We start from the raw sequence: 24,581 nt of genomic DNA on the forward strand, positions 1-24,581 counted from the left end.
AGGTTACATTTTTTTTAATTAAGAGAATTTTTTTATGGTTGAAATATATTTTTTTAATTCTAACATCTCAAAAGTAAAAATTTTTGAACTTTTGTATGGAGTGTTAAACTGTTTATTATTTATAACAGCTATTTCATAAATACTTTTCCAATGATTTCTAATACATTTAAGTGCTTTAAAATAAGTGTAATTTTCAGAATCGTAAATATGTGTAGGTTCTGCTAATATTCCATTTATTTCAATAATTTTGAAATCACTACCATTTTCTAAAGCAGAAAAAGAATTGTACTTCAAATCTACTCTACCATAATACCAACCTGGAATCAATACACTTAGTTTGTCGAAAGTTTTTGTTAAACTTTCATTAATTAAGTGATTTCCGTTTAAAAACTGCGTTCCTTTAGAATGGTTACCTATAGCTGTTAGTTTTATAAGTTCTTTTTCTTTTGGAATTTCAGTTAATCTTTCTTGATGAATATCGCTGAATAATTCTATATATAACTTAGCTCTATCATCATTTAAAATTAGTTCTTTTAATGATGATTTTCCATCGCCTGTAACCGCTAAAAAACGCTTTAATGTTAAAGAAGTAATATGACCTTGATTGTTTTGTGGATTGCGGTGATAAAAAACACCACATTCATTTTCGAAATCAAGAAATTCTTGAATAATAATGTTGATTTTATACTTATTTAAGTATTCTTTCAATTCAGCTTCAGAATATATTTTCTTTACTAATAAACCTCTAAAACCAATGTCTGGTTTTGCTATTAAAGGGAATTGAATTTGTTGCTCTTTTATTTTAATCAAAACAGTATTAAATTCGCTATTAGGTTTTACTAATATCGATTTAGGTCTGTACCTTTCAGGAATCAACATGGTAGTTTCGTACTTGCTCTCGGTACCATTTCCTGAGCTTTTTATGGCAGGATTTACAGCACTAAAAAAGGCAAGGTGTTTAGCTTTAAAAGCTAAATAAAAAGCATACGGTAAATTAGGAACATAAAACATAGCCGTTGGCCAGTGTTCCCATTTTGTAAGTTTTTCTATAGTAGTGTTTTTTATCAAGTTATTTTTGAAATAAATAGTCTAAAAACGCTTTTATTGTTTTAAATCCGAAGTATACAGTAAATAAAATTAAAAAAGTACCTAAAGTTAATAATACATAAGCAATATAAGTTTCAGGTGCTTCTGTGTAAATTCTAAAGGCTTTAAAACCGAAACTTAATACAATAGGAGATATTATTAATAGCCCTAATAGAAAAACAAATTTTCTTACAACAGTATCAAATGTTTTTGTCTTATTCATTCGGATAGTTTTTAATTACAGTACGCACATTTCCGTATTTTTTTAATAGTTTGCTAGCTGTTTCTTGGCTGATATTTAATTCGGATACTAGCATTTTTTCTCCTCTATCTATTAATTTTTTGTTTGATAACTGCATGTCAACCATTTTATTGCCTTTTACCTTGCCTAGTTGAATCATAGTAGCGGTAGATAACATGTTTAATACTAGTTTTTGAGCAGTACCAGCTTTCATACGTGAGCTTCCGGTTACAAATTCCGGGCCAACAACAACTTCTACCGGAAATTGTGCTGTTAAAGCTAACGGACTGCCTTCGTTGCAAGTAATACATCCTGTAATAATGTTGTTTTTATTGCATTCTTCTAAAGCTGTAATTACATACGGAGTAGTACCTGAGGCAGCAATGCCAATAACTACATCTTTATTTGATATGTTATGTTCTTGTAAATCTATCCAACCTTGGTTTGTTGAGTCTTCGGCATTTTCTACAGCTTTTCTTATGGCAATATCTCCACCAGCAATAAGCCCGATAACCAATTCATGAGGAACTCCAAAAGTAGGAGGACACTCACTTGCATCTAAAATTCCCAAACGACCACTTGTACCAGCGCCAATGTAAAACAATCTGCCGTCTTCTTTTAATTTGATAACAATTTGTTTTGTCAATTCTTCTATTTGAGGCAATGCCTTTTGAACAGCTAAAGGAACTGCTTTGTCTTCGGTATTTATGTTTGATAATAATTCAGAAATACTCATTTTTTCTAAATGATTGTATTTCGAAGATTGTTCTGTAGTTTTAGTAAAGCTCATAAATCAAATTTAATGAATTTTATATTTTGTATCACAAAAAAAGCAGGTGATTTATCACCTGCTTTTATAATATATTACTTTAAAAATTAAATACTTTGTAAAATAGTATTTAAAGTAGTACTTGGTTTCATAATTGCATCAGCTAAATTATCAGTTGGTTCATAGTAACCACCAATTAAAGCCTCTTTTCCTTGCACAGAATTTAATTCAGAAACAATAGTTGTTTCGCTTGCTGCCATTTTATCTGCAATAGGAGCAAACTGCGCTTTTAAATCAGCATCTTTAGTTTGAGAAGCTAACGCCTGTGCCCAATACATTGCTAAGTAAAAATGAGAACCTCTATTGTCTAACTCACCAGTTCTTCTAGAAGGACCTTTTTTGTTGTCTAATAATTTATCAGTAGCATCATCTAAAGTTTCAGCTAATACTTTTGCTTTAGTATTACTATTCGTTTCACCTAAATGCTCTAAAGAAACAGCTAAAGCTAAAAACTCACCTAAAGAATCCCAACGTAAATGGTTTTCGTTTACTAATTGTTCAACGTGTTTCGGAGCAGAACCTCCAGCACCAGTTTCAAATAAGCCACCACCATTCATTAAAGGAACGATTGATAACATTTTAGCTGAAGTACCTAATTCTAAAATAGGAAATAAATCAGTTAAATAATCACGTAATACATTTCCGGTTACAGAAATGGTTTCTTCACCTTGTTTAACTCTTTCTAAAGTAAAAGTAGTTGCTTCTGGAATAGACATAACAAAAATATCTAACCCGTTAGTATCGTGATTTCCTAAGTATTTTTCTACTTTTTTAATGATTTCAGCATCATGCGCTCTGTTTTCGTCTAACCAAAAAACAGCAGGTGCTTTAGTTGCTCTAGCTCTAGTAACAGCTAATTTTACCCAGTCTTCAATTGGAGCGTCTTTTGTTTGACACATTCTCCAGATATCACCTTGTTCTACTTCGTGAGAAATTAAGGTGGTTCCGTTTGCGTCAATTACATCCACTGTTCCGTTTGATGTGATTTCGAAAGTTTTATCATGTGATCCGTATTCTTCAGCTTTTTGAGCCATTAAACCAACATTAGGAACTGTTCCCATTGTGGTAGGGTCGAAAGCACCATTTTCTTTACAGAAATCTATAGTGGCTTGGTATAATGAAGCGTAAGAACTATCAGGAATTACAGCTTTTGTATCTTGTTGCTTACCAGCTTTGTTCCACATTTGTCCTGAAGTACGAATCATGGCTGGCATAGAAGCATCAATAATTACATCCGAAGGAACATGTAAGTTCGTGATTCCTTTATCAGAATCAACCATTGCAACATCAGGATTATTGGTGTATATAGTTTCTATATCTGCTAAAATTGCTGCTTTTTTATCTGCAGATAACTCTTCTAGGTTACTTAATAAGTTTCCGAATCCGTTATTTACATCAACTCCTATTTCTTCGAAAATAGCGTTGTGTTTAGCGAATAAATCTTTAAAGAAAATACGAACTGCATGTCCGAAAATGATAGGGTCAGAAACCTTCATCATTGTTGCTTTCATATGTAATGAAAATAACAATCCTTTGTCTTTCGCATCAGTAATTTGTTCTGATAAGAAGGCTAATAAAGCTTTTTTATTCATTACAGATCCGTCTATAACTTCACCATCTAATAAAGAAACTTTTTCTTTTAAAGTATTTTTTGTTCCGTTAGTATCAGTATGTACAATTTTTACATCTGTAGCATTGGTTATGGTAACTGATTTTTCGGTATGTGCAAAATCTCCACTAGTCATTGTTGAAACATGTGTTTCTGAACTAGAGCTCCAAGCTCCCATTGAATGTGGATTCTTTTTTGCGTAATTTTTTACTGCTTTTGGTGCTCTACGATCTGAATTTCCTTCACGTAAAACAGGGTTTACAGCAGATCCTTTAATTTTATTATAACGTGCTAAAATTGCTTTTTCTTCATCAGAATTAGCTTCTTCAGGAAAATCTGGTAAAGCATATCCTAAAGCTTGTAATTCTTTTATAGCAGCTTTTAATTGAGGTACAGAAGCAGAGATATTAGGTAATTTAATAATATTAGCTTCTGGCTTCTTTGCTAAGTCTCCTAAAAAAGCCAAAGCATCTTCTACTTGTTGCTCTTTTGTAAGAAAATCAGAGAAATTAGCAAGAATACGTCCTGCAAGAGAAATATCCTTTGTTTCTATTTCTATGTTAGATGATTTTGTAAAAGCTTTTACAATAGGTAAAAACGAACGTGTAGCTAATGCTGGAGCTTCATCCGTTTTAGTGTACATGATTTTAGCAGTCTTGCTCATATATTAGTTGTTTTAAGGTGGTATTATTTAAAATACACACAGTAATCATTAATTTTATTTTTGAAGTATTGCAAATTTAAGAATTACCGATGAGTTTTTACATGGTAAAACGTTATTAATTAAGGTGTTTTATTATGAATTTGATAAATAATGGAAGGTTTGGTAGCTTATTTTTATTAAATGTAAAAGCCATATTAAACAATTTCTTGTAATAATATGGCTTTTTTAAAATAGTAATCGTATTGATATGTGTTACTGTCCTTATCAAATAGAACAATGTTCTATGCTTCTCTTTATGAAAAGACTACTTTCCTATTTTAACTGAAACATATCTTTAAGGTTATATTTAAACTTCTCTTATTGTTATCAATTATATCTAATAAATAATTTTAAATAATAAAACAACTTGTATTATATTCAAATTAGATAAGCGAATTAAAAGTGTTTAAAAATAATATATAAAAAGAACATTTCTTTTTGTGAGTTTATAGTAATGTTACTTATTAGAGTATGAGCTAATAATAAGATATTTATATAAACTCTTTTGTAAATGTAAATAATTATTTCTTGTTTTAATAACGTTTAACGATTTAGATATCAACACGATATAAACTGTGGTTGTTAACAATTGTGAATAAAAAAAGCGTTGTGAAAATCACAACGCTTTTTTATAAGTCGATTTAAGAAGTAAATCTTAACCTCTTCTTTCTTTAATTCTTGCTTTCTTACCAGTAAGACCTCTAAAGTAAAAGATACGTGCTCTACGTACAACACCTTTTTTGTTTACTTCAATTTTCTGAATAGCAGGTAAGTTTACAGGGAAGATACGTTCAACTCCTACAGTACCAGACATTTTTCTGATTGTAAAAGTTTCAGAAGCACCAACACCTCTTTTTTGTATAACAACTCCTCTAAAGAACTGTGTACGTACTTTTTCGCCTTCTCTAATTTCGTAAAACACTGTAATTGTGTCTCCTGCAGAGAATTGTGGTAATTCGTTTCTTGTTACAAATTCGTCTTGAACAAACTTTACTAAATCCATTGTAATGATATTTATATGATTTTATAAAACAACGTTCACGATATTTTCGTCAGAGGTTAATTTATGGCTGCAAAATTAATCAAAATATTATAAAATATGCACTTTTTGTTTCATAATATTCATCACTTTATAAAACCATTTTATAATTAATTGTTTTTTGGACTAAAAAGATAGAGTTTTTTCTTTTTATTACTGTCTATTAAACTGTAATTTAGGTTGCTATCTATGGTTGTTTTTTTAGAATTCTTTTTTGATATTATTAAATAAAACGGATTTTCACTTTTTAAAACACGTTCAAGTTCTTCTGATTTTATAGATTTTACTTTTCCTTTAGAATAAAACTGACTAGAGTAACTTTTTGTTTTGTGATGATAAATCTGAATACCTTTTTTGCAAGAATCCTGAATAAAATATTTATCAGAATTTGCATAGGTTTCCATATTGTTATTCATCAAACCAAATCCATAAACGAAAATAGTAGCAATTGGTACGATTAAACTAATGGTTATTATCGTAGTTTTTTGTTTGATGTCTTTCCAAAAATGAACAGCTAAAAGAGCAATCGGAATTAATACAGGTAATATATATGGGTGAATTAAACTTTTAGAGACAGTAAAGAATAAAGGTGTCCATACTAACCAAGCACTTAAAAATAATATCCATTTGTTAGAAAAGAACGATGTTCTGTTTTTCCATAATTTTCCAATGATTACTTGAATCCATGGTAGGGCAAATAATAAAAGAAAAATCCAAATCATTCCTAAAGGTTGTTGTTTTGGAAATCCATATTTATCACCAGACCAACTACTATCAAAAAATCGACTAAAGTGTTCACCAACGATAAAATAGTCGATAAATCCTGGTGTCTTTTGTTCAGCTAAATAATACCACGGAATTGCAATTATTCCTATTATTAAAACTCCTAAAAGAATAGGGAATGTTTTAAATACCTTTTTAAACGATTTTGAAATTAGCGTCCACATAAAAATAGGAGGCAGGGTTAAAATAAAAATAATAGGTCCTTTAGCTAATAATCCCAATCCGAAACCAACAAAAATTAAATATTTCCAAATAGGTTTTTCTGGGTGATGCATGGCTTCCCAAAAAGAAAGCATTACTAAGGCAACACTAAAAGCTAACGATGTATCAGTTGATACAACTCCGGCATGAATCAAAAACTCTGGAATGGTTAGCGCGATAAATCCTGGTAAAAAAAACGGAAGTTTTTCTCTTCTAGCATATTTACCAATCAAGAATATCATTAAAATACTTAATAATAAGTATGGTAATCTTGCGGTAAACTCCGAAACTCCCAAAATATCAAAACTTAAAGCCGATAACCAAGTAGAAAGTGGTGGTTTTGCCCAAAACGGAACTCCGTAATCTATTTGTGGTGTTATGTAGTCGTTTGTTTCTGCCATTATTCTGGCAATCTCTGCATACCGAGCTTCTGTTTTGTCCATCAAAGGAACTACAGCGTTTAAAAAACCTCTCCATAATATTAAGAGAAGAACAGCTATTGAAAAAAAGTTTTTCTTATTGATTAGTTTACGCATTTATTTAAGATTTGTATCGTTTTTTTATAGAAAGTAAATCAAACCAAAGTTTAAAGAAATAAGTCATTTTTACCCGACTATCGTCAGCATCAATCCAAGATTTTAAAGGGATTTCTCGAGCGATATTTTTCATGTTTTCTTTTTTAAAAATGAAAATTAAACGATGAAAAATTTCTACATCAAACAGCCATTTTGAAATAAAATCTTCTTTAAAAATTTTAGAAGCGATTTCTTTGTTGAAAATTTTACATCCGCATTGCGTATCATAAACCTTTAAATCTAATTGTTTAGATATTAAAGTGGCTATAAAACGGCCAATAAAAAAACGATGTTGTTTACGTTGAATATTTGTATCTATTTTTGAAATCCTAGATCCGAAGGCAAACTGAACTGTTGTGTTTATTGCTTTACTTATACTATGGCATTCCTCTAAAGTAGTTGCTAAATCAGCATCTAAATAAGCAATTTTTAAAAAAGAATTATTGGCTTCACAGAAATTAAAACCAGCTTTAACAGCTCCTGCTTTTCCTACGTTTTTATCTAAAGAAAGTAATTTTACATTTTTAGGATAAATAGTTGCTAAACTTTCTATAACGTCATCCGTCTTATCCGAAGAACCATCGTTTACAAAAAACAACAGCACATCAGAAGTTGTATCTAAAAACTGTTTAAACTGATTTACAGGTAATCGATTTTCCTCATTATAACAAGGAATAACAATAATTAAATCGTGATATAGTTTTTGATTAGTCATCTAATAAATCGGGTCTTATATTCTTAGTATGTTGATATGCTTTTTCATTTCGCCATGCATCTATTTTTGGGAAATTACCAGATAATAATACTTCCGGAACTTTCATTCCGTCATATTCCGCAGGTCTTGTATAAACTGGCGGAGATAATAAATCATCTTGAAAAGAATCGGTTAAAGCAGATTGCTCATCACCTAAAACACCCGGAATTAAACGAACAACAGCATCACATAAAATAGCTGCGGCCAATTCGCCACCTGTTAAAACATAATCGCCAATAGAAATTTCTTTGGTAATAAATCGGTCTCTAACACGTTGATCGACTCCTTTATAATGACCTGTTAAAATAATAATGTTTTCTTTTAACGAAAGTGTGTTTGCGATAGATTGATTTAATGTTTTCGCATCAGGCGTCATATAAATAATCTCATCATACGTTCTTTCTGATTGTAATTTAGAAATACAATTATCAATTGGTTCAATCATTAAAACCATGCCAGCACCACCACCAAATTGAGTGTCGTCTAGTTTTTTGTATGAACCGATTCCGTAATCACGTAAATTGTGAAAATGGATTTCAGCTAAACCTTTATCAATGGCACGTTTCATCATAGAATGTTCAAACGGGCTTTTTAGTAAATCTGGTGCTAGGGTAATAATATCTATTCGCATAACGGCAAAGATATATTTTTTAAAGGATACTTAAGATGGAAATATTTTTTTGAATTTCTTCGGAAACTCTTTTGTTACATTAATAATTTCTTTCGTAAACGGATGCTCAAATTTTAAAGTAGATGCGTGTAAATACAATCCTTTTCCGTTTAAAATTAATCCGTCTATAAAATGTTCTTTGTCACCTAATATCGGATTACTAATAGCTAATAAATGTTTTCTTAATTGATGTTTTCTGCCTGTTTTTGGTGTTAATTCAACTAAGTTTAAAATATTAAAACGCTCAGAAATAACGGCTTTTAAAACTTGATATGAAGTAAAAGCGTTTTTTGCATCAACAGGGAAGTTAATTTCTCCTTTTTCTTCCATCTTACCAATGCTTATGGCATGATATGTTTTTTGAATTTCCTTATTTTCAAATAATTGATTCAAAGCAATAATACTCGAGCTTGTTTTTCCGATTAGTAATAATCCGCTTGTAGGGTAATCTAATCGATGTACAGGTCTTGGTCGTACAGCATCAAAAAGTGTACTTTTTGTTATGTTTTGCGGTAAAGCATTATCTATCGTTGCAAATGAGTTTCCGCTAACTAAAATCCCCGAAGGTTTATAAATTACCGCTAAATAATCATCTTCAAAAAGAATATCTAAGTCAAACTCAAATTGTTTAAACATAGTATCGTTTCCTTTTTTATATAATTCGATAAGTTCATTACCATTTATAAATAGGGCAGTAGTGGCAATTTTACCATCTACTAAAATCAATTCTTTTTTAAGTGCTTTTTTTAAACCAGATTTAGTCGGAATCGTTTTAAAAATACCAACTCCGTATTCTTGTAATCGAATCGGTTTTTCTAGTGAGGGAACTTTATGTGTTTCTGATATGGTCATTTATTTAGCAAACAATTGCGACATGTCTTTAAAAGCTTTAAATTCTAAAGCATTATTTTCTGGGTCATTAAAAAACATCGTTGCTTGTTCGCCAACCAATCCTTTAAAGCGAATAGTAGGAGCTATAATAAATGTAGTGTTATTCGTTTTTAATCTTTCAGAAAGTGCTATCCAATCATTCCATTTTAAAACAACACCAAAATGCGGAACAGGAACATCGTGCCCATCAACAGGATTTGTAATTGAATTTGTTGGTTGATAACCTTCCTTTTGGTGGATAACTAATTGATGTCCGAAGAAATTAAAATCTACCCAATGATCCGAACTTCTACCTTCTTCGCATTGTAAAATATCTCTATAAAAAATTCTGCTTTTTTCTAGGTTCTGAACAGGAATTGCTAAGTGAAATGGTTGTATTTGCATTAGTTTTAAAGTTGATGTTTCTCGACTGCGCTCGAAATGACATTCATTAATTTTTCATTTTTACTAACTACTAACTACTAACTACTAACTACTAATTAAAATCCATCTGCTTTATCATCACCTCTAGGATCGGCACCACCTTCTAAATTCCCATCAGGTAATACTAAAATACCGGCTACTTTACCAATAACAGGACTGTCTTTTTCATTTAAAAGATATCCTAATTCTTGTAAATCTTGTTTAACAGTAGCATCGAATTTATTAGGTTCCATCATAATAACATCTGGCAACCATTGATGATGAAATCGAGGTTGATTAACGGCTTCTTGCATACCCATTTTAAATTCGTGCACATTTAAAATAGTTTGTAATACCGAAGTTATAATTGTAGATCCGCCAGGCGTACCAACAACCATCCATAGTTTTCCGTTTTTTTCAACAATAGTTGGTGTCATTGAGCTTAACATACGTTTTTCTGGAGCAATTTCATTTGCTTTTGCGCCAATTAATCCAAACATATTTGGTTCACCAGGCTTGCTACTAAAATCATCCATTTCATTATTTAAAAAGAAACCTAAATCGGCACAATATAATTTAGAACCATAAGCGCCATTAATTGTAGTGGTTACGGAAACTGCATTCCCGAATTTATCAATAATAGAATAATGCGTTGTTTCGTCGCTTTCAATCATTTCAACGTTACCATGAGAAACGTCATCTGATGAAGTTGCTTTATCAAAAGAAAAATCCTTCATTCGGTATTTGGTATATCTTTTACTGATTAAAGTGTCTAGTAAAATATTTACAAAATCAGGATCGCCTAAAAAGAAACTCCTATCTGCATAAGCACGTCTTTCTGCTTCTGTAATAACTTGAATCGTTTTTGTGGTGTTATGACCAAATTTATCTAATTCATAAGGTTCAATCGCATTCATTATTTGCGCTAAACAAACACCGCCGCTAGATGGGGGCGGCATAGAAATTACACGCAAGTCATCATATTTAAAGGTAACTGGAGTTCGCCATTTAGCTTCGTATTTCGCCAAATCTTCTCCAGTCATAATTCCGCCATTAGCTTGCATAAATTTCACCAAACGTTTAGCTGTTTCACCTTTGTAAAACTCATCCCTACCGTTTTCTAAAATACGTTGTAAAGTTGCTGCTAGCGCAGGATATTTAATAGTGTCGTTCTTTTTCCAATGTTTATTAAAAAGAATCGTGTCTTTATTTGCTTTTAAAAATGATGGTTGGTGTTTTTTTATGCGATTTTCCTGTTTTTGCGTAACGATAACACCTTTTTTAGCCAAAGCAATAACCGGTGCTAAAATATCCGTAATAGGTAAAGTTCCAAATTTTTTATGAGCAGCGAAAACTCCGGCAACTGTACCAGGTATTCCAACAGCCATTGCGCCAAGTGTGCTTTTGTTTTTAACAACATTACCAAGACTGTCTAAAAACATGTTTTTAGCCGCCGCGAGTGGTGCTTTTTCACGATAATCTAACGCGCCAATTTCTCCTGTGTTTTTACGATATACCATAAATCCGCCACCGCCAATATTACCAGCATACGGATATGCTACCGCTAATGCTAATTCTGTAGCAGCCATTGCATCGAAAGCGTTTCCGCCTTTTTTAAGAATGTCAACACCTATTTTAGAAGCTTCTTCTCTGGCAGAAACCACCATTGCTTTGGTTGTAATTAATCCTGTGATTTTTTCTTTTTTAGTCGCTTTTTTACAACTTGCTAGAATAATTGAAAAGAAAATAAGTAAGAATATATTTTTCATGAATTTAAGTTGTAAGGTTGATTTTTGAATTACAATATTCTCGTAATTCTTTAAAGAATAAGGTAAAGTCTTCTTCAAATAATTGATAGTGGATTAATAAATCTTCAGAGGCTAAATTCATTTGAGAGATTCCTTTAGTTCGTTTGTTCATACCGTTTAAAACTTCTTGAATTCCTTTTGCAAATTGATAATTATATAACCAATCATACTTAGTTAAATATGGAAGGATTTCTTTTGTTTTTTCGGGAAGAATATCAAAATTATCTTCTAAAAGTTTATAAACAGATTTTACATAAACACCCAAAGGAATTTCAGAATAAGTACTCCAGTTTTTAGCTAAAAAGTGATCGAAAAAAATATCGATAATTACGCCATCATAATGTCGATAACGTTCATGTAATCGTCTTTTACTTTTTCTAACAATATGGTGGGCGTCTGTAAAAGTATCTATTTGACGATGTAAAAGAATTCCTTTTCTTATTTCTTCTTTATAATGTGAAAATTTATTTCCTTTAATATGATCAGCAATAAAATTACCAATCATTAAGTCTGTATTATTCCCAGATAAATATAAATGTGCTAAAAAATTCATTTGATAAAAGTAAACAAAAAACCACAACTTGTAAGTTGTGGTTTTAGTATTTATTTTAATATAACTATTAATTCTTACTAGGAATATTCTTTAAAACCTCTAATAAAAATTTCCAATATTTTTGAGTAGATGAAATCTGTGCGCGTTCATCAGGTGAGTGTGGTCCTCTAATGTTTGGCCCAAAAGAAACCATATCCATCTCTGGGTAATTCTGACCTAAAAGACCGCATTCTAAACCTGCATGACAAGCAGCTACATTTGGTTTTTCATGATGTAAATCTTCATATAGTTTTGCAACCATTTTTAAGATTTCAGAATCTAAATTCGGTAACCAACCAGGGTAGCTTCCAGAAAATTCAACATCAAAACCTGCTAATTCGAAAGCTGAACGTAACGAATTTGCTAAGTCCCATTTATTGCTATCAGAAGAAGAACGTGTTAAACACCCTATTTTAATTTTTCCTTTTTTTACTATAACTCTAGCGATATTGTTAGAAGTTTCAACTAATCCTTCAATATCCGGACTCATACGATACACACCGTTTAAAGCAGTATATATAGATTTTATCAACCCTTCTTGAACACCTAAATCCATTACTTTTTTAGGAGTTTCTACAGTTTTTAATTCAATTGATAAATTTGGTTCAAGTAAAGAAAATTCAGCTTTAATACTGTTAATTAATTCTTGAATTTCGAATAAAAATGGCTCTTTAGAAACAGTATCTATAACTACGGTAGAAAAGCTTTCGCGAGGTATTGCATTGCGCAAGCTACCACCATTTATTTCAGCAACACGTAATCCGAAGTTTGTAAAACCATCAAATAATAAACGATTCATTATTTTATTAGCATTTCCTAAGCCTTTATGGATATCCATTCCAGAATGTCCTCCGTTTAAACCTGTAATAGAGATTTCAAAAGCAGTGGTGTTATCAGGAGTAGTTTCTTCATTGTATGTTCTAGTAGCAGTAATATCTACGCCACCAGCACAACCCATGCTAATTTCATCATCGTCTTCTGTGTCTAGGTTCAATAAAATCTCACCTTCTAAAATTCCGCCTTCTAATCCCATTGCACCAGTCATACCTGTTTCTTCATCAATAGTAAACAAGGCTTCAACGGCAGGGTGTGCAATATCAGTAGATTCTAAAATAGCCATAATCGACGCTACTCCCAAACCATTATCGGCACCTAAGGTAGTTCCGTCTGCCTTTACCCAGTCACCATCAATAAACATTTTAATTCCTTCTGTATCAAAATCGAAAACAGTATCAGAATTTTTTTGATGTACCATATCTAGGTGGCTTTGCATCACAATCATTTTACGATTTTCCATTCCAGAAGAAGCTGGTTTGCGAATAATTACGTTACCAACCTTATCAACCATCGTCTCAAGATTAAGGCTTTTACCAAAATCAACCATAAATTGAATAACTCTTTCTTCTTTTTTTGATGGACGAGGTACTGCGTTTAAAAGCGCAAAATTCTTCCAAATTGCTTTAGGTTCTAAGTTTTTTATATCTGAATTCATTGTAAAATGTTTGTTTAAATTTAAACTACAAAGATACTTTTTTAAAGTGAGATATGTTAGTGTGCTGTGTTTGAAAAAATGTAAATTTGCAGCATGGATTTTTCATCAAAATTATTAGAAAGGGCGGTAGATGAAGTGAGTAGGTTACCAGGTATTGGTAAACGAACTGCACTTCGTTTGGTATTACATTTATTAAAACAACCTACAGAGAATACAAAGTATTTAACAGTGGCTTTAACTGATTTACGAACTGATGTGAAATCATGTAATAAATGTCATAATATTTCTGATACTGTTTTGTGTGAAATTTGTAATAACCCGAACAGAAATGCCGAAATAGTTTGTGTTGTTGAAGATATTCGTGATGTTATGGCGATTGAAAATACTGCTCAATTTAGAGGCGTGTATCATGTGTTGGGAGGAAAAATTTCTCCTATCGAAGGAATTGGGCCACAAAACTTACAGATAGATTCTTTAGTTAATAAAGTAAAAGATGGGGAGATTAAAGAATTAATTTTTGCTTTAAGCTCTACTATGGAAGGTGATACAACGAACTTTTATATTTACAAGCAAATTGAAAAATACAATATACAAACCTCTACAATTGCACGAGGAATTTCGGTTGGTGATGAATTAGAATATGCCGATGAAGTTACGTTGGGTAGAAGTATTGTAAATCGTATTCCTTTTGAGCAATCTATAAAAGGATAAAAAAAAGGTTGTCTTTTTAGACAACCTTTTTTTTAAAACTCTAATTCTTCATCCTTTTCAATCAATTCTTTTTCGAATTTATCCCAAGATTTTTTTGCTCTTACTTTTTTGTAAAAACGAATTCCAATCATTAATAAAATCCCAAAAAGAACAATACCTACAACTCCCCAAATCCAATTAATAGCACTTTTTAACACCACTAAAAATACTACGGCAAATAAAATCACGGTTGGCGCTTCGTTAAATATTCTCAGTTTTGTAGGTGAATAGTTAATTTTATCACGTTGTAATTCTTTATATATTTTGTGACAAAATCCGTGGTAAAAATATAACGCTAAAACAAATGCTAGCTTTACATGCATCCAAGGCATTTGAAAATAAGCAGGGTTTTTATAAAGCATCCAAAAAGCAAAAAAACTAGCTAAAACTAAAGAAGGCCATGTAATGATATACCACAAGCGTTTTGTCATTAATTTGTACTGAGTTTGCAAAATAGTTTTAGCAGGTTCGTCTTTTTTTTCGGCTTCTACATGGTAAATAAATAAGCGACCTATATAAAATAAGCCAGCAAACCAAGTAACTACAAAAATAATATGTAATGCTTTTACGTATAAAAAATCCATTTTTTTAAAGTTTATGTCTCTAAGAGTGCATTCGAGAAGTTTTTAGGTCTCGACTGCGCTCGACCAGACAATTTATATTTTTATGAACTACGAGTTAAAATTTATTAATCCAACCAGCTAAAACATCTGTCCATTCATCATTGTCATTAATACATGGTACGGTGTAAAATTCTTCTCCACCGGCTTCTAAAAACTCTTCTTTACCTTCCATGGCAATTTCTTCTAATGTTTCTAAGCAATCAGAAACAAAAGCAGGAGTAACAATTGCTAGTTTTTTAACTCCGTCTTTTTCAACTTTTTTTACAATCGTTCTATCAGTATAGGGTTGTAGCCAAGGATCTACACCTAAGCGAGACTGAAAAGAAGTAGATACAGTATTTTCATCTAAACCTAATGCTGAAATCACATTTTTGGTTGTTTGATAACATTGATGGCGGTAACAAAACTCATGTGCTTCTGATGGTGTGTTACAACAGCTACCATCTATCTTACAATGACTTTTTGTAATATCTGATTTACCAATATGGCGTTCTGGAACACCGTGGTAAGAGAATAGTAAATGATCGTAATCTTTGTCTGCTAAATAATCTTTAATACTGTTAGATAGAGCTTTAATATATTCAGGTTTATTGTAAAACGCAGGAACATCCGTTATTTTCATTTCAGGAAAGAACTCTTTGCGAATTTCTTCAGCTAAAACCACAATAGTTTCGGTAGTTGCCATCGCAAACTGCGGATATAAAGGAATTAACATAACTTCTGTAACGCCTTTATCGTGTAGTTCTTGCAATCCTTTTTTTATGGTCATTGTACCATAACGCATTGCTAAGGCAACAGGAAGCTCCGTTTTTTGTTGCACCTTTTTTTGTAGTCGTTCAGAAAGAACAATTAAAGGCGAACCTTCTTTCCACCATATTTTTTTATAAGCAGCGGCAGATTTTTTAGGCCTCGTGTTTAAAATAATTCCTTTTACTAAAAACGAACGAAACCAATAAGGAACATCAATAACACGTTCGTCCATTAAAAACTCTCCTAAATATTTTTTTACATCCTTAGGATCTGTACTTTCTGGTGATCCTAGGTTTACTAATAAAGCTCCTTTCATTTTATTTATCTATTAAAATGTTTTTGTTTAACTGATTTGTTGTTTCATATAAAGCAATACTTAAACTGTGTATTACATTCATAGATGAGTTGCGACCGTACATTGGTATCGCAACAGTTGCATCTAGCAAATCTATATTTTCAATTCCGTTTCGCTCACTACCCAAAAGTAAAACTATTTTTTCTGTTGCTGTGAAATCAAAATCCTGAATATTTATACTATCATCAGTAATTTCAATGCCAATAATAGTATTTCCTTCTTTTTTTAATTGATTTATTAGTAAGTTGAAATCACTGTAAGTAGCGTGTTCAATTTGATTTATGGTGTTTCTAGCAGTACGAGATACATTTCTGTTCTTTATAGAGGGCGAACTATCATGTAAAAATATTTTTTGTACACCAAAACTTTCAGAAATGCGAAAGCACATACCAATATTTTCGGGAGTTCTTATAGCGTCACAAACAATAGTTATAGGGTATTGTTGTTGCTTGTTTTCGATGTCGTAATGTGTAAGTTGTTTCATTTAGTTATTTTGTAAGCTCATTACGTATTGTTTTGGTGTGGTACCAAACTTCTTTTTAAAGGCTGCGATAAAATGGCTAGAAGTGCTGTAGCCAACCTGTAAGCCAACTTCATTTACATTGTATTGGTTGCTTTCTAAAAGCTTACGAGCATGTTCCATTTTATAATCAAACAAAAAACTGTAAACAGTATCGCCATATATTTGTTTAAAACCTTCTTTTAACTTCTTTAAGTTTAAACCTACTTCGTTTGCTAATTCTTGTAGGGTTGGTGGTTCGCTCATTCTTGAGATAATAATGTCTTTAGCTTGCCTGATTTTTAATATTTCACGATCATCAACTAAAAACGGACAGTATTCATTTTCGGTGTTTTCGCCAGTATCAAAATGAAGACTCAGTAGTTCGTATGTTTTCCCTTTAATATAAAGGTCTTTCATTGAACTATGATTTTGTGCTGTTAAAATTTGCTGCAAAGCCATTAAGGTGTTTGAGCTTATTGCTGTATTATCGTAATATTTTTTATTCTTGTTGTCATCACTTAAAAAAGGAATGTAACTAGCTTCTTTAGAGAATAGCGCATGAAATTTTTCGATAGTGATTAAAACAGATACCAAAGATGTTTTTGGTAAAATCTCTAAGTTTATTGGTAGGTTTTGCTGCGGATTGTATAAAAATATAGCGTGTTTATCTAATACGTTAAAAGTATAGCTGTTTTCATTAAAATGGAACTTGCAATTTCCTTTTACACAATAATGTAGCTGTATATAAGAGTTATCGATATCTCTTTTATAAACTTCTGTTTTGTTAGAATTATTTTGAAATTTTAAGACAAAAAAACCTTTTTCTAACAATACTTCTCTAAACGTACTTTCTGCGATGTTTTTTGACATAGATCAAAATAGATTTAAAAATAATTTATTTAGAATGACTCTAAATTGAAACACTACCAATAGCTGGTTTCATTGCAAAAATACACTTTATCTGTGTTTTAGAGATGTTTTTAGTTTAAAAAACTGATAACGACATTAAAAGTTCTTTCAGCGACATTTTTTTATATTTAATCTTTATATTTTTGACCCACCTTATTGAAGAAGACTGAATGACAGCGGATACACATAATAAGAATTTATATAACATAGGCGTTAGTTACAAAAAGGCTGATGCTACTATTAGAGGAAAGTTTAGTATTTCTAAGGAAAATCAAATACAACTTTTAGAAGACGCAAAGCAGAGTGGTGTTGATGGTATTTTTGTGTTATCAACCTGTAATAGAACTGAAATTACTGGTTTTGCAGAACACCCTTTTCAATTAATTAGTATGCTTTGTAAATATTCAAACGGAGCTGTTGAAGAGTTTGCAGAAGTTTCTAACGTATATAAAAACAACGAAGCAATTACGCACCTTTTTAGGATGGGTACTGGTTTGGATAGCCAAATTTTAGGGGATTACGAAATTGTAGGTCAATTGCGTCAAGCGTTTAAACTAGCAAAGGAGGTAGGAACTACCAACGCATATTTCGAGCGTTTGTTAAATCATGTAATGCAGGCAAGTAAGCGTGTAAAGAATGAAACGAAGTTAAGTTCAGGAACCACATCGGTTTCTTATGCCGCAGTGCAATACATTATTAAAAATTCACCAAATTACAATTCGAAAAATATTTTAGTTTTCGGGTTGGGAAAAATGGGGAAACATACTTGCAAGAATTTAGCTGAATATACTCAAAATAAAACAGTAAGCTTAATTAACAGAACCGAAGAAAAAGCGGAGGAGTTTGTAAAAGAACATCCATCTATTAAAAAAGTTAAATATAACAATTTAACGAAAGAAGTAGCAAATACAGATATTTTAATCGTTTCTACAGGCGCTTCTGAAGCGACCATCAAAAGAGAACATATTTTAACGACCAAAGAATTGCTGATTTTAGATTTATCGATGCCAGCAAATGTTTCGAAAGAAGTAGCAGAATTAGAAAACGTTACATTGATAAATGTTGATGAGTTATCTAAAATTACAGATGAAACATTAGCAATTCGTCAGCAAGAAATACCTACAGCCGAAGCGATTATAGAAACTCATAAAGAGGAATTTGGTGAATGGCTACATCACAGAAAATTTACACCAGCTATTACAGCGTTAAAAGAATCGTTAAAAACAATTCAACAAGACGAAATAGCTTTTCATAAGAAAAAAATAAAAGACTTTGATGAATCTCAGGCAGAAGTAATTACTTCTAGGTTTATTCAAAAAATAACTACACAATTTGTAAAGCACTTAAAAGCAGAAGAAACCTCTGTAAGTAATAGTATAGAGGTAATGGCTAAAGTGTTTGGTGCAAATTTAGAAACTATCCATGCAGAAGACAATTAGAATAGGTACACGTGATAGCCAATTGGCTATGTGGCAAGCAAACAAAGTTCGTAAAGAACTAGAAGAATTAGAGTATAAATGTGAAATAGTGCCGATTAAATCTGCTGGAGATCTTGTTTTAGACAAGCCTTTGTATGAATTAGGAATCACAGGAATTTTTACTAAAAATTTAGATATCGCAATGTTAAATGGCGATATTGATGTTGCAGTACATTCTTTAAAAGATGTTCCAACAGTTTTACCTGAAGGAATTATTCAAGCAGCTGTTTTAAAGCGTGCCAATTACAATGATATTTTAGTTTTAAAAGACAACGAAGAGTTTTTTGGGCAACCTAACGGTGTAATAGCAACGGGTAGTTTACGAAGAAAAGCACAATGGTTAAATCGTTACCCAACACACGAAGTTGTTGGTTTACGAGGAAACGTAAATACGCGTTTAGAAAAGTTAGAAAATAACGAATGGGACGGTGCAATTTTTGCAGCAGCCGGTTTAGAGAGGTTAGGAAAAAGACCAGAAGGAGCAATTAATCTTTCTTGGATGATTCCTGCGCCAGCACAAGGAGCTATTATGATTACAGCTTTAGAAAAGGATGATTTTTCTAGAGATGCTTGTGAGCAATTAAATCATTACGAAACGCAAGTTTGTGTGGGTATAGAACGCAAATTCTTAAATTTATTAGAAGGCGGATGTACAGCACCAATAGGAGCGATTGCTTATGTTGATCCTAAAACAGAAGAAATAAACTTTAAAGGTTTATTATTAAGTAAAGATGGTAAAAAGAAAATATCAGTAACAAAAAATGCAAAAGTAGGACGTCATCGTTTTTTAGCAAAAGATTGTGCTGATTATGTAATTAATAAAGGAGGAAAAGAATTAATGGCAGATGATGTTGAGGTAGAAAAAGAGTTTTCTATCTACTCAACGAAGAAGCTATCAGAAATTCAAAAAGACTTATTGCCAGCATCTGTTAGTATTACAGATAGTGATTTTATTAAAATTCGTTTTAACAGAATTGCACCTAAGGTAATTAAGAATGAGATTGAAAATGTAATTATTACGAGTCAAAACGGCGTAGAGGCAATCGCAAACTCTTTTACTGCGGATGAGTTAAAATTCAAGAATATTTACTGTGTTGGGCGAAGAACAAAAAAGTTAATCGAACAAAAAATAGGAAAAGTAGTAAAATCTGAAAGAAATGCTGTTAAGTTAGCAGCTTATTTAGCTAACGAAATAAAAGGACAAGAAGTAACTTATTTTTGTAGTGATTTGCGTTTAGATACTTTACCAAATGCTTTAAAAGTAAACGAAATTACGGTAAACGAAGTAGAGGCATACAAAACAATGTACAGTCCGTCTAAAGTTGATGAGAAAGTAAACGGAGTGTTGTTTTACAGTCCATCAGGGGTTGAAAGCTATATGCAAGAAAACGTTGCTGGTAAAGTAGCTTTTTGTATTGGCGAAAGCACCGCAAAAGAAGCAAGAAAACATTTTGATGATGTACAAGTAGCTAATTTACCAACGGTAGAAAGTGTGGTAGAATTAGTGAACTTACATTTTGTTAAGAAATAATAAAAGTCACCTCGAGCATTACTTTCTGCAAAATGTATGTTGCAGAAAGTAATGAGTGCGGCTCATAAGAGAGGATTTTATAATGAGGTCTCGACTGCGCTCGACCTAACAAGTGACAAATTATGTTTAGAACACGTAGGTTAAGAAAAACAGAAGGCATCAGAAGATTGGTAAAGGAAACAAAACTATCTGTAGATGATTTTGTGTACCCTTTATTTATTGAAGAAGGAACGGGAATTGAAAAAGAAATAGTTTCAATGCCTGGCATTAAACGTTTTTCTTTAGATACAATTTCTAAAGAATTAGATGAGGTTGTAGCATTAAATATCCCCGCTGTTTTATTATTCGGAATTCCATCTGAAAAAGATGATGAAGGAACAGAAACATGGAACGATAACGGAATTATGCAACAAGCAATCCGTTTTATTAAAAAGAATTATCCAGATTTATACGTAATCACAGATGTTTGTTTTTGCGAGTATACTTCACATGGTCATTGCGGAATTATTCACGACAACGATGTAGATAATGATGCAACGTTGGTAAATTTAGCAAAACAAGTTATTTCTCATGCAAAAGCAGGAGTAGATATGGTTGCACCGTCAGGAATGATGGACGGAACGATAGATATGGTTCGCCAATCATTAGATAATACAGGTTATGTAAACTTGCCAATTATGGCGTATTCAGTAAAATATGCCTCAGCTTTTTATGGGCCGTTTAGAGATGCAGCAGATTCTGCGCCTACTTTTGGTGATAGAAGAACCTATCAAATGGATCCTTCTAATAGAGATGAAGGAATGCGTGAAGCTACTTTTGATGATCAAGAAGGAGCAGATATTTTAATGGTAAAACCAGCATTATCGTATTTAGATATCATTAGAGATTTAAAAAATAATTTCGACCGACCAATTGCATGTTATAATGTAAGTGGAGAATACGCAATGGTTAAAGCCGCAGCTGAAAAAGGTTGGATTGATGGAGAAAAAGTAATGATGGAAAGTTTACTGTCTATGAAAAGAGCAGGAGCTGATATTATTATTACCTATTTTGCAAAAGAAGCAGCAAGAGTATTGTTGAGAAAAAAGTAACACGTACTGTCACATCGAGTGAATTTGTGAAGCATAAACAAATTTGTATCGAGATGATTAATTAATAAGTTCTCGATACATTTTTATTTCGCAAAAGCTACATAAAAATACTCGAACTGACATTGAAAATAATATAAGATGGAATTTAAAAAATCACAAAAATTATATAAAAAAGGATTGGTGCATCTTGTTGGAGCAGTAAACTCTCCTGTAAGAGCATTTTCTTCAGTAGGAGGGAATCCGTTGTTTATCAAAAAGGCAAAAGGAAGCAAAATTACAGATGTAGATGGTAATACGTTTGTAGATTTAGTATTGTCTTACGGACCAATGATTTTAGGTCACCGTCATAAAAAAGTTCAGAAAGCAATAGACAAAGCTTTAAAGAATGGTTATACTTTTGGTGCATCAACAGAAAACGAAATTAAATTAGCAAAAATTGTTTGTGATGCTTTTCCAGGAATGGATAAAGTTCGTTTTGTTAATTCAGGAACAGAAGCCGTTTTAAGCGGAATCCGTTTGGCAAGAGCATTTACAGGAAAAGATAAAATTATAAAATTTGCAGGTTGTTATCATGGGCATCAAGATGCTTTATTGGTAGCAGCAGGTTCTGGTTTAGCAACCTTAAGTTTACCAGGCTCTAAAGGAGTTCCTGAAGGGGCAGTTAGAAATACATTAATAGCAAAATATAACGATTTAGAAAGTGTAAAAGCACATTTTGAAGAACACGACGATATTGCCGGGGTTATTTTAGAGCCAATTGCTGGTAATATGGGAGTTGTAATTCCACAAAATGATTTCTTAAAAGAGTTAAAAACATATTTAGAGTCTAAAGGAGCATTATTAATTGTTGATGAGGTAATGACAGGTTTTCGTTCTAAATTCGGTGGCGCACAAGAATTATTAGGTGTAGAAGCAGATATTACCTGTTTAGGTAAAGTTGTTGGTGGTGGTTTTCCGGTGGGAGCTTACGGAGCGCGAAATGAAATCATGCAAGAAGTAGCACCTTTAGGAGGGATGTATCAAGCAGGAACTTTAAGTGGAAATCCGATTGCTATGGCAGGAGGAATTGCTACTTTAACAGAGTTAAAGAAACAAAATCCGTATGAGAAATTTAACGAGATTGCTCAAATTATTGAAGTATTCTTATTAGAAAAAGCGAAGAAACACGGTGTAGAAATTACGGTTAATAGATTTGGTTCTATGATTAATCCATTTTTTACGAATGTTACCGTAACTAATTTTGATGAAGCACAAACTTCGGATACTAAAAAGTTTGCTACTTTCTTTTGGGAAATGATGCATAACGGTGTTTTCTTACCTCCATCTCAATTTGAAGCCTGGTTTTTATCATCAGCTTTAACAGAAAAAGATATTCAAAAGATTGCTAAGGCAATTGATAAAGGAATGGAAGCGGTATCTAAAATGTAAAACAGCAATTTATGAAAATTATTCTTACCATTTTTTTTAGTTTTTTAATGAGTTCATGTCCTAGTAATAATAACCAAGAAACGGCTGCAATGATTTCTATATATCAAGGCAGTTTAAAAGGTGATGGATCTGAAGGATTTGCAAAACAAAATATTGTAATTAACTCTGCAGCAGAATGGCAAGATTTTTTAGCTAAAACAACTGTTGATAATCAATTTAAAGATGCTATTGATTTTTCAAAAAAAACAGTTTTAGTTGCTATCGATAGCAAGAGAAATACAGGAGGATTTTCGATAGAGGTATCAGAAATAATAAAAAAGGAAGGTAAGTTTCAAGTTACAATTTCGTCTGAAGGACCAAAGCCAACAGATATGGTAACAATGTCGCTTACACAACCAATACATATTGTTAAAATTAATAAAACAAGCAAAGAAATAGTCTTTGTAACGAAATAGTATGATTAAAAACGACTTATTTTTAAGAGCATTAAAAGGTGAAACTGTAGATCGTCCGCCAGTATGGATGATGCGTCAAGCAGGAAGATATTTGCCAGAATTTCAAGTAATAAAAAAGAAATACGATTTCTTTACCCGTTGTAGAACTCCAGAATTAGCATCTGAAATCACTGTTCAGCCAATTCGTAGATACGGAATGGACGCAGCTATTTTGTTTTCAGATATTTTGGTGATTCCACAGGCAATGAATATAGAGGTACAAATGAAACCTGATTTTGGACCTTATTTACCAAATCCGATTAGAGATCAAAAAGGATTAGATACTGTAGTTGTTCCTGATGTTCATCAAGAATTAGGTTATGTAATGGAAGCTATAAAAGCAACTAAAGAAAAGTTGAATGATGAGGTTCCTTTAATAGGTTTTGCAGGGTCTCCATGGACAATTTTATGTTATGTGGTACAGGGTCAGGGATCTAAAAATTTCGACAAAGCAAAAGAATTTTGTTTTACAAAACCAGTTTTGGCACACCAATTGCTTCAGAAGATAACAGATACCACAATTGCTTATTTAAAAGCAAAAGTAGAAGCAGGTGTAAATGCTGTTCAGGTTTTTGATTCTTGGGGAGGAATGTTGTCTCCAACAGATTATCAAGAATTTTCATGGCAATACATTCAACAAATTATTGATGCATTAAAAGATGAAGCACCAGTAATCGCTTTCGGAAAAGGTTGTTGGTTTGCTTTAGATAAAATGGCAAAATCAGGAGCTTCTGCTTTAGGTGTAGATTGGACGTGTTCAGCAAGAAATGCACGTTATTTATCAGGAGGAAATATAACCTTACAAGGTAATTTTGACCCTTCTAGATTATTGTCTCCACCGGCTGAAATAAAAAAAATGGTACACCAAATGATAAATGAGTTTGGTAAAGATAAATATATTGTTAACTTAGGGCACGGAATTTTACCTAACATTCCGCTTGACAATGCGAAAGCATTTGTAGATGCGGTAAAAGAGTATAAGGTTTAAGACTTAA

At 32.0% G+C, this 24,581-nt stretch carries 24 protein-coding genes; 7 read left to right on the forward strand and 17 right to left on the reverse strand.

Annotation, left to right across the window (positions count from 1 at the left end; translation table 11 throughout):
- Nucleotides 1-18: 18 nt before the first annotated feature.
- The 13 genes from P2G10_RS09485 to P2G10_RS09545 form a co-directional block, all read right to left on the reverse strand.
- A complete protein-coding gene (locus P2G10_RS09485; protein WP_275316299.1) occupies nt 19-1,068 on the reverse strand; it encodes an ATP-grasp domain-containing protein in 1,050 nt (349 codons plus the stop codon).
- A 1-nt stretch (nt 1,069) separates the two neighbouring features.
- Entirely contained in the window at nt 1,070-1,309 is a 240-nt protein-coding gene (locus tag P2G10_RS09490; protein ID WP_275316300.1) for a DUF6095 family protein, read from the reverse strand.
- Nucleotides 1,302-2,117: an N-acetylmuramic acid 6-phosphate etherase gene (murQ, locus tag P2G10_RS09495; protein WP_275316302.1), complete on the reverse strand. Its 816-nt coding sequence runs from the start codon at nt 2,115-2,117 to the stop codon at nt 1,302-1,304. Before murQ ends, P2G10_RS09490 begins: the two co-directional genes overlap by 8 nt.
- A gap of 86 nt (nt 2,118-2,203) precedes the next feature.
- Nucleotides 2,204-4,429, reverse strand: coding sequence for an NADP-dependent isocitrate dehydrogenase (locus P2G10_RS09500; protein ID WP_275316304.1), 2,226 nt, complete (start codon nt 4,427-4,429; stop codon nt 2,204-2,206).
- Nucleotides 4,430-5,123: 694 nt separating this feature from the next.
- Nucleotides 5,124-5,471, reverse strand: coding sequence for a 50S ribosomal protein L19 (rplS, locus tag P2G10_RS09505; RefSeq protein ID WP_218773329.1), 348 nt, complete (start codon nt 5,469-5,471; stop codon nt 5,124-5,126).
- Nucleotides 5,472-5,617: 146 nt separating this feature from the next.
- Complete coding sequence (locus tag P2G10_RS09510; RefSeq protein ID WP_275316306.1) at nt 5,618-7,027, reverse strand: ArnT family glycosyltransferase; 1,410 nt, start codon at nt 7,025-7,027, stop codon at nt 5,618-5,620.
- 4 nt (nt 7,028-7,031) lie between these two features.
- Nucleotides 7,032-7,781, reverse strand: coding sequence for a glycosyltransferase (locus P2G10_RS09515; protein ID WP_275316308.1), 750 nt, complete (start codon nt 7,779-7,781; stop codon nt 7,032-7,034).
- On the reverse strand, nt 7,774-8,451 hold the full coding sequence (gene trmD, locus P2G10_RS09520; protein ID WP_275316310.1) for a tRNA (guanosine(37)-N1)-methyltransferase TrmD: 678 nt from the start codon (nt 8,449-8,451) through the stop codon (nt 7,774-7,776). Before trmD ends, P2G10_RS09515 begins: the two co-directional genes overlap by 8 nt.
- A 30-nt stretch (nt 8,452-8,481) precedes the next feature.
- On the reverse strand, nt 8,482-9,342 hold the full coding sequence (locus tag P2G10_RS09525; protein ID WP_275316312.1) for an RluA family pseudouridine synthase: 861 nt from the start codon (nt 9,340-9,342) through the stop codon (nt 8,482-8,484).
- A complete protein-coding gene (locus P2G10_RS09530; RefSeq protein ID WP_275316314.1) occupies nt 9,343-9,765 on the reverse strand; it encodes a VOC family protein in 423 nt (140 codons plus the stop codon).
- A gap of 95 nt (nt 9,766-9,860) precedes the next feature.
- Nucleotides 9,861-11,552, reverse strand: a complete 1,692-nt coding sequence (gene ggt / locus P2G10_RS09535; protein WP_275316315.1) for a gamma-glutamyltransferase — start codon at nt 11,550-11,552, stop codon at nt 9,861-9,863.
- Nucleotides 11,553-11,556: 4 nt separating this feature from the next.
- Nucleotides 11,557-12,144: an acyl carrier protein phosphodiesterase gene (locus P2G10_RS09540; RefSeq protein ID WP_218773322.1), complete on the reverse strand. Its 588-nt coding sequence runs from the start codon at nt 12,142-12,144 to the stop codon at nt 11,557-11,559.
- A 67-nt stretch (nt 12,145-12,211) separates the two neighbouring features.
- Nucleotides 12,212-13,675 carry an aminoacyl-histidine dipeptidase gene (locus tag P2G10_RS09545; RefSeq protein WP_275316317.1) on the reverse strand — a complete coding sequence of 488 codons (1,464 nt, stop codon included), beginning with the start codon at nt 13,673-13,675 and terminating at the stop codon, nt 12,212-12,214.
- 93 nt (nt 13,676-13,768) lie between these two features.
- Between P2G10_RS09545 and recR the strand changes: the two genes are divergently transcribed.
- Nucleotides 13,769-14,386 carry a recombination mediator RecR gene (recR, locus tag P2G10_RS09550; RefSeq protein ID WP_275316319.1) on the forward strand — a complete coding sequence of 206 codons (618 nt, stop codon included), beginning with the start codon at nt 13,769-13,771 and terminating at the stop codon, nt 14,384-14,386.
- A 32-nt stretch (nt 14,387-14,418) separates the two neighbouring features.
- Here recR and P2G10_RS09555 read toward each other — a convergent pair whose 3' ends face one another.
- The 4 genes from P2G10_RS09555 to P2G10_RS09570 form a co-directional block, all read right to left on the reverse strand.
- Entirely contained in the window at nt 14,419-15,009 is a 591-nt protein-coding gene (locus P2G10_RS09555) for a CopD family protein (RefSeq protein ID WP_275316320.1), read from the reverse strand.
- 94 nt (nt 15,010-15,103) lie between these two features.
- Nucleotides 15,104-16,114 (reverse strand): ferrochelatase, encoded by a 1,011-nt coding sequence (hemH, locus tag P2G10_RS09560; protein WP_275316322.1) that lies wholly within the window; start codon nt 16,112-16,114, stop codon nt 15,104-15,106.
- Between the two features lies 1 nt (nt 16,115).
- Nucleotides 16,116-16,637, reverse strand: coding sequence for a TrmH family RNA methyltransferase (locus P2G10_RS09565; protein WP_275316324.1), 522 nt, complete (start codon nt 16,635-16,637; stop codon nt 16,116-16,118).
- Entirely contained in the window at nt 16,638-17,525 is an 888-nt protein-coding gene (locus P2G10_RS09570) for a helix-turn-helix domain-containing protein (protein ID WP_218773316.1), read from the reverse strand.
- A 209-nt stretch (nt 17,526-17,734) separates the two neighbouring features.
- On the opposite strand from P2G10_RS09570, the gene hemA reads away from it, so the two are divergent.
- The 6 genes from hemA (at nt 17,735) to hemE (ending at nt 24,574) form a co-directional block, all read left to right on the forward strand.
- Complete coding sequence (hemA, locus tag P2G10_RS09575; protein WP_218773315.1) at nt 17,735-19,003, forward strand: glutamyl-tRNA reductase; 1,269 nt, start codon at nt 17,735-17,737, stop codon at nt 19,001-19,003.
- Entirely contained in the window at nt 18,987-20,573 is a 1,587-nt protein-coding gene (gene hemC / locus P2G10_RS09580) for a hydroxymethylbilane synthase (RefSeq protein ID WP_275316326.1), read from the forward strand. The genes hemA and hemC overlap by 17 nt, the downstream gene beginning before the upstream one ends.
- Before the next feature lie 122 nt (nt 20,574-20,695).
- A complete protein-coding gene (gene hemB, locus P2G10_RS09585; RefSeq protein WP_275316328.1) occupies nt 20,696-21,664 on the forward strand; it encodes a porphobilinogen synthase in 969 nt (322 codons plus the stop codon).
- Between the two features lie 138 nt (nt 21,665-21,802).
- Complete coding sequence (gene hemL, locus P2G10_RS09590) at nt 21,803-23,092, forward strand: glutamate-1-semialdehyde 2,1-aminomutase (protein WP_275316329.1); 1,290 nt, start codon at nt 21,803-21,805, stop codon at nt 23,090-23,092.
- An 11-nt stretch (nt 23,093-23,103) separates the two neighbouring features.
- Complete coding sequence (locus P2G10_RS09595) at nt 23,104-23,547, forward strand: protease complex subunit PrcB family protein (RefSeq protein WP_275316331.1); 444 nt, start codon at nt 23,104-23,106, stop codon at nt 23,545-23,547.
- A 1-nt stretch (nt 23,548) separates the two neighbouring features.
- On the forward strand, nt 23,549-24,574 hold the full coding sequence (hemE, locus tag P2G10_RS09600) for a uroporphyrinogen decarboxylase (protein ID WP_275316332.1): 1,026 nt from the start codon (nt 23,549-23,551) through the stop codon (nt 24,572-24,574).
- Nucleotides 24,575-24,581: the final 7 nt, after the last annotated feature.

This window comes from Tenacibaculum bernardetii, from assembly GCF_029125915.1.
Taxonomy (GTDB): domain Bacteria; phylum Bacteroidota; class Bacteroidia; order Flavobacteriales; family Flavobacteriaceae; genus Polaribacter; species Polaribacter bernardetii.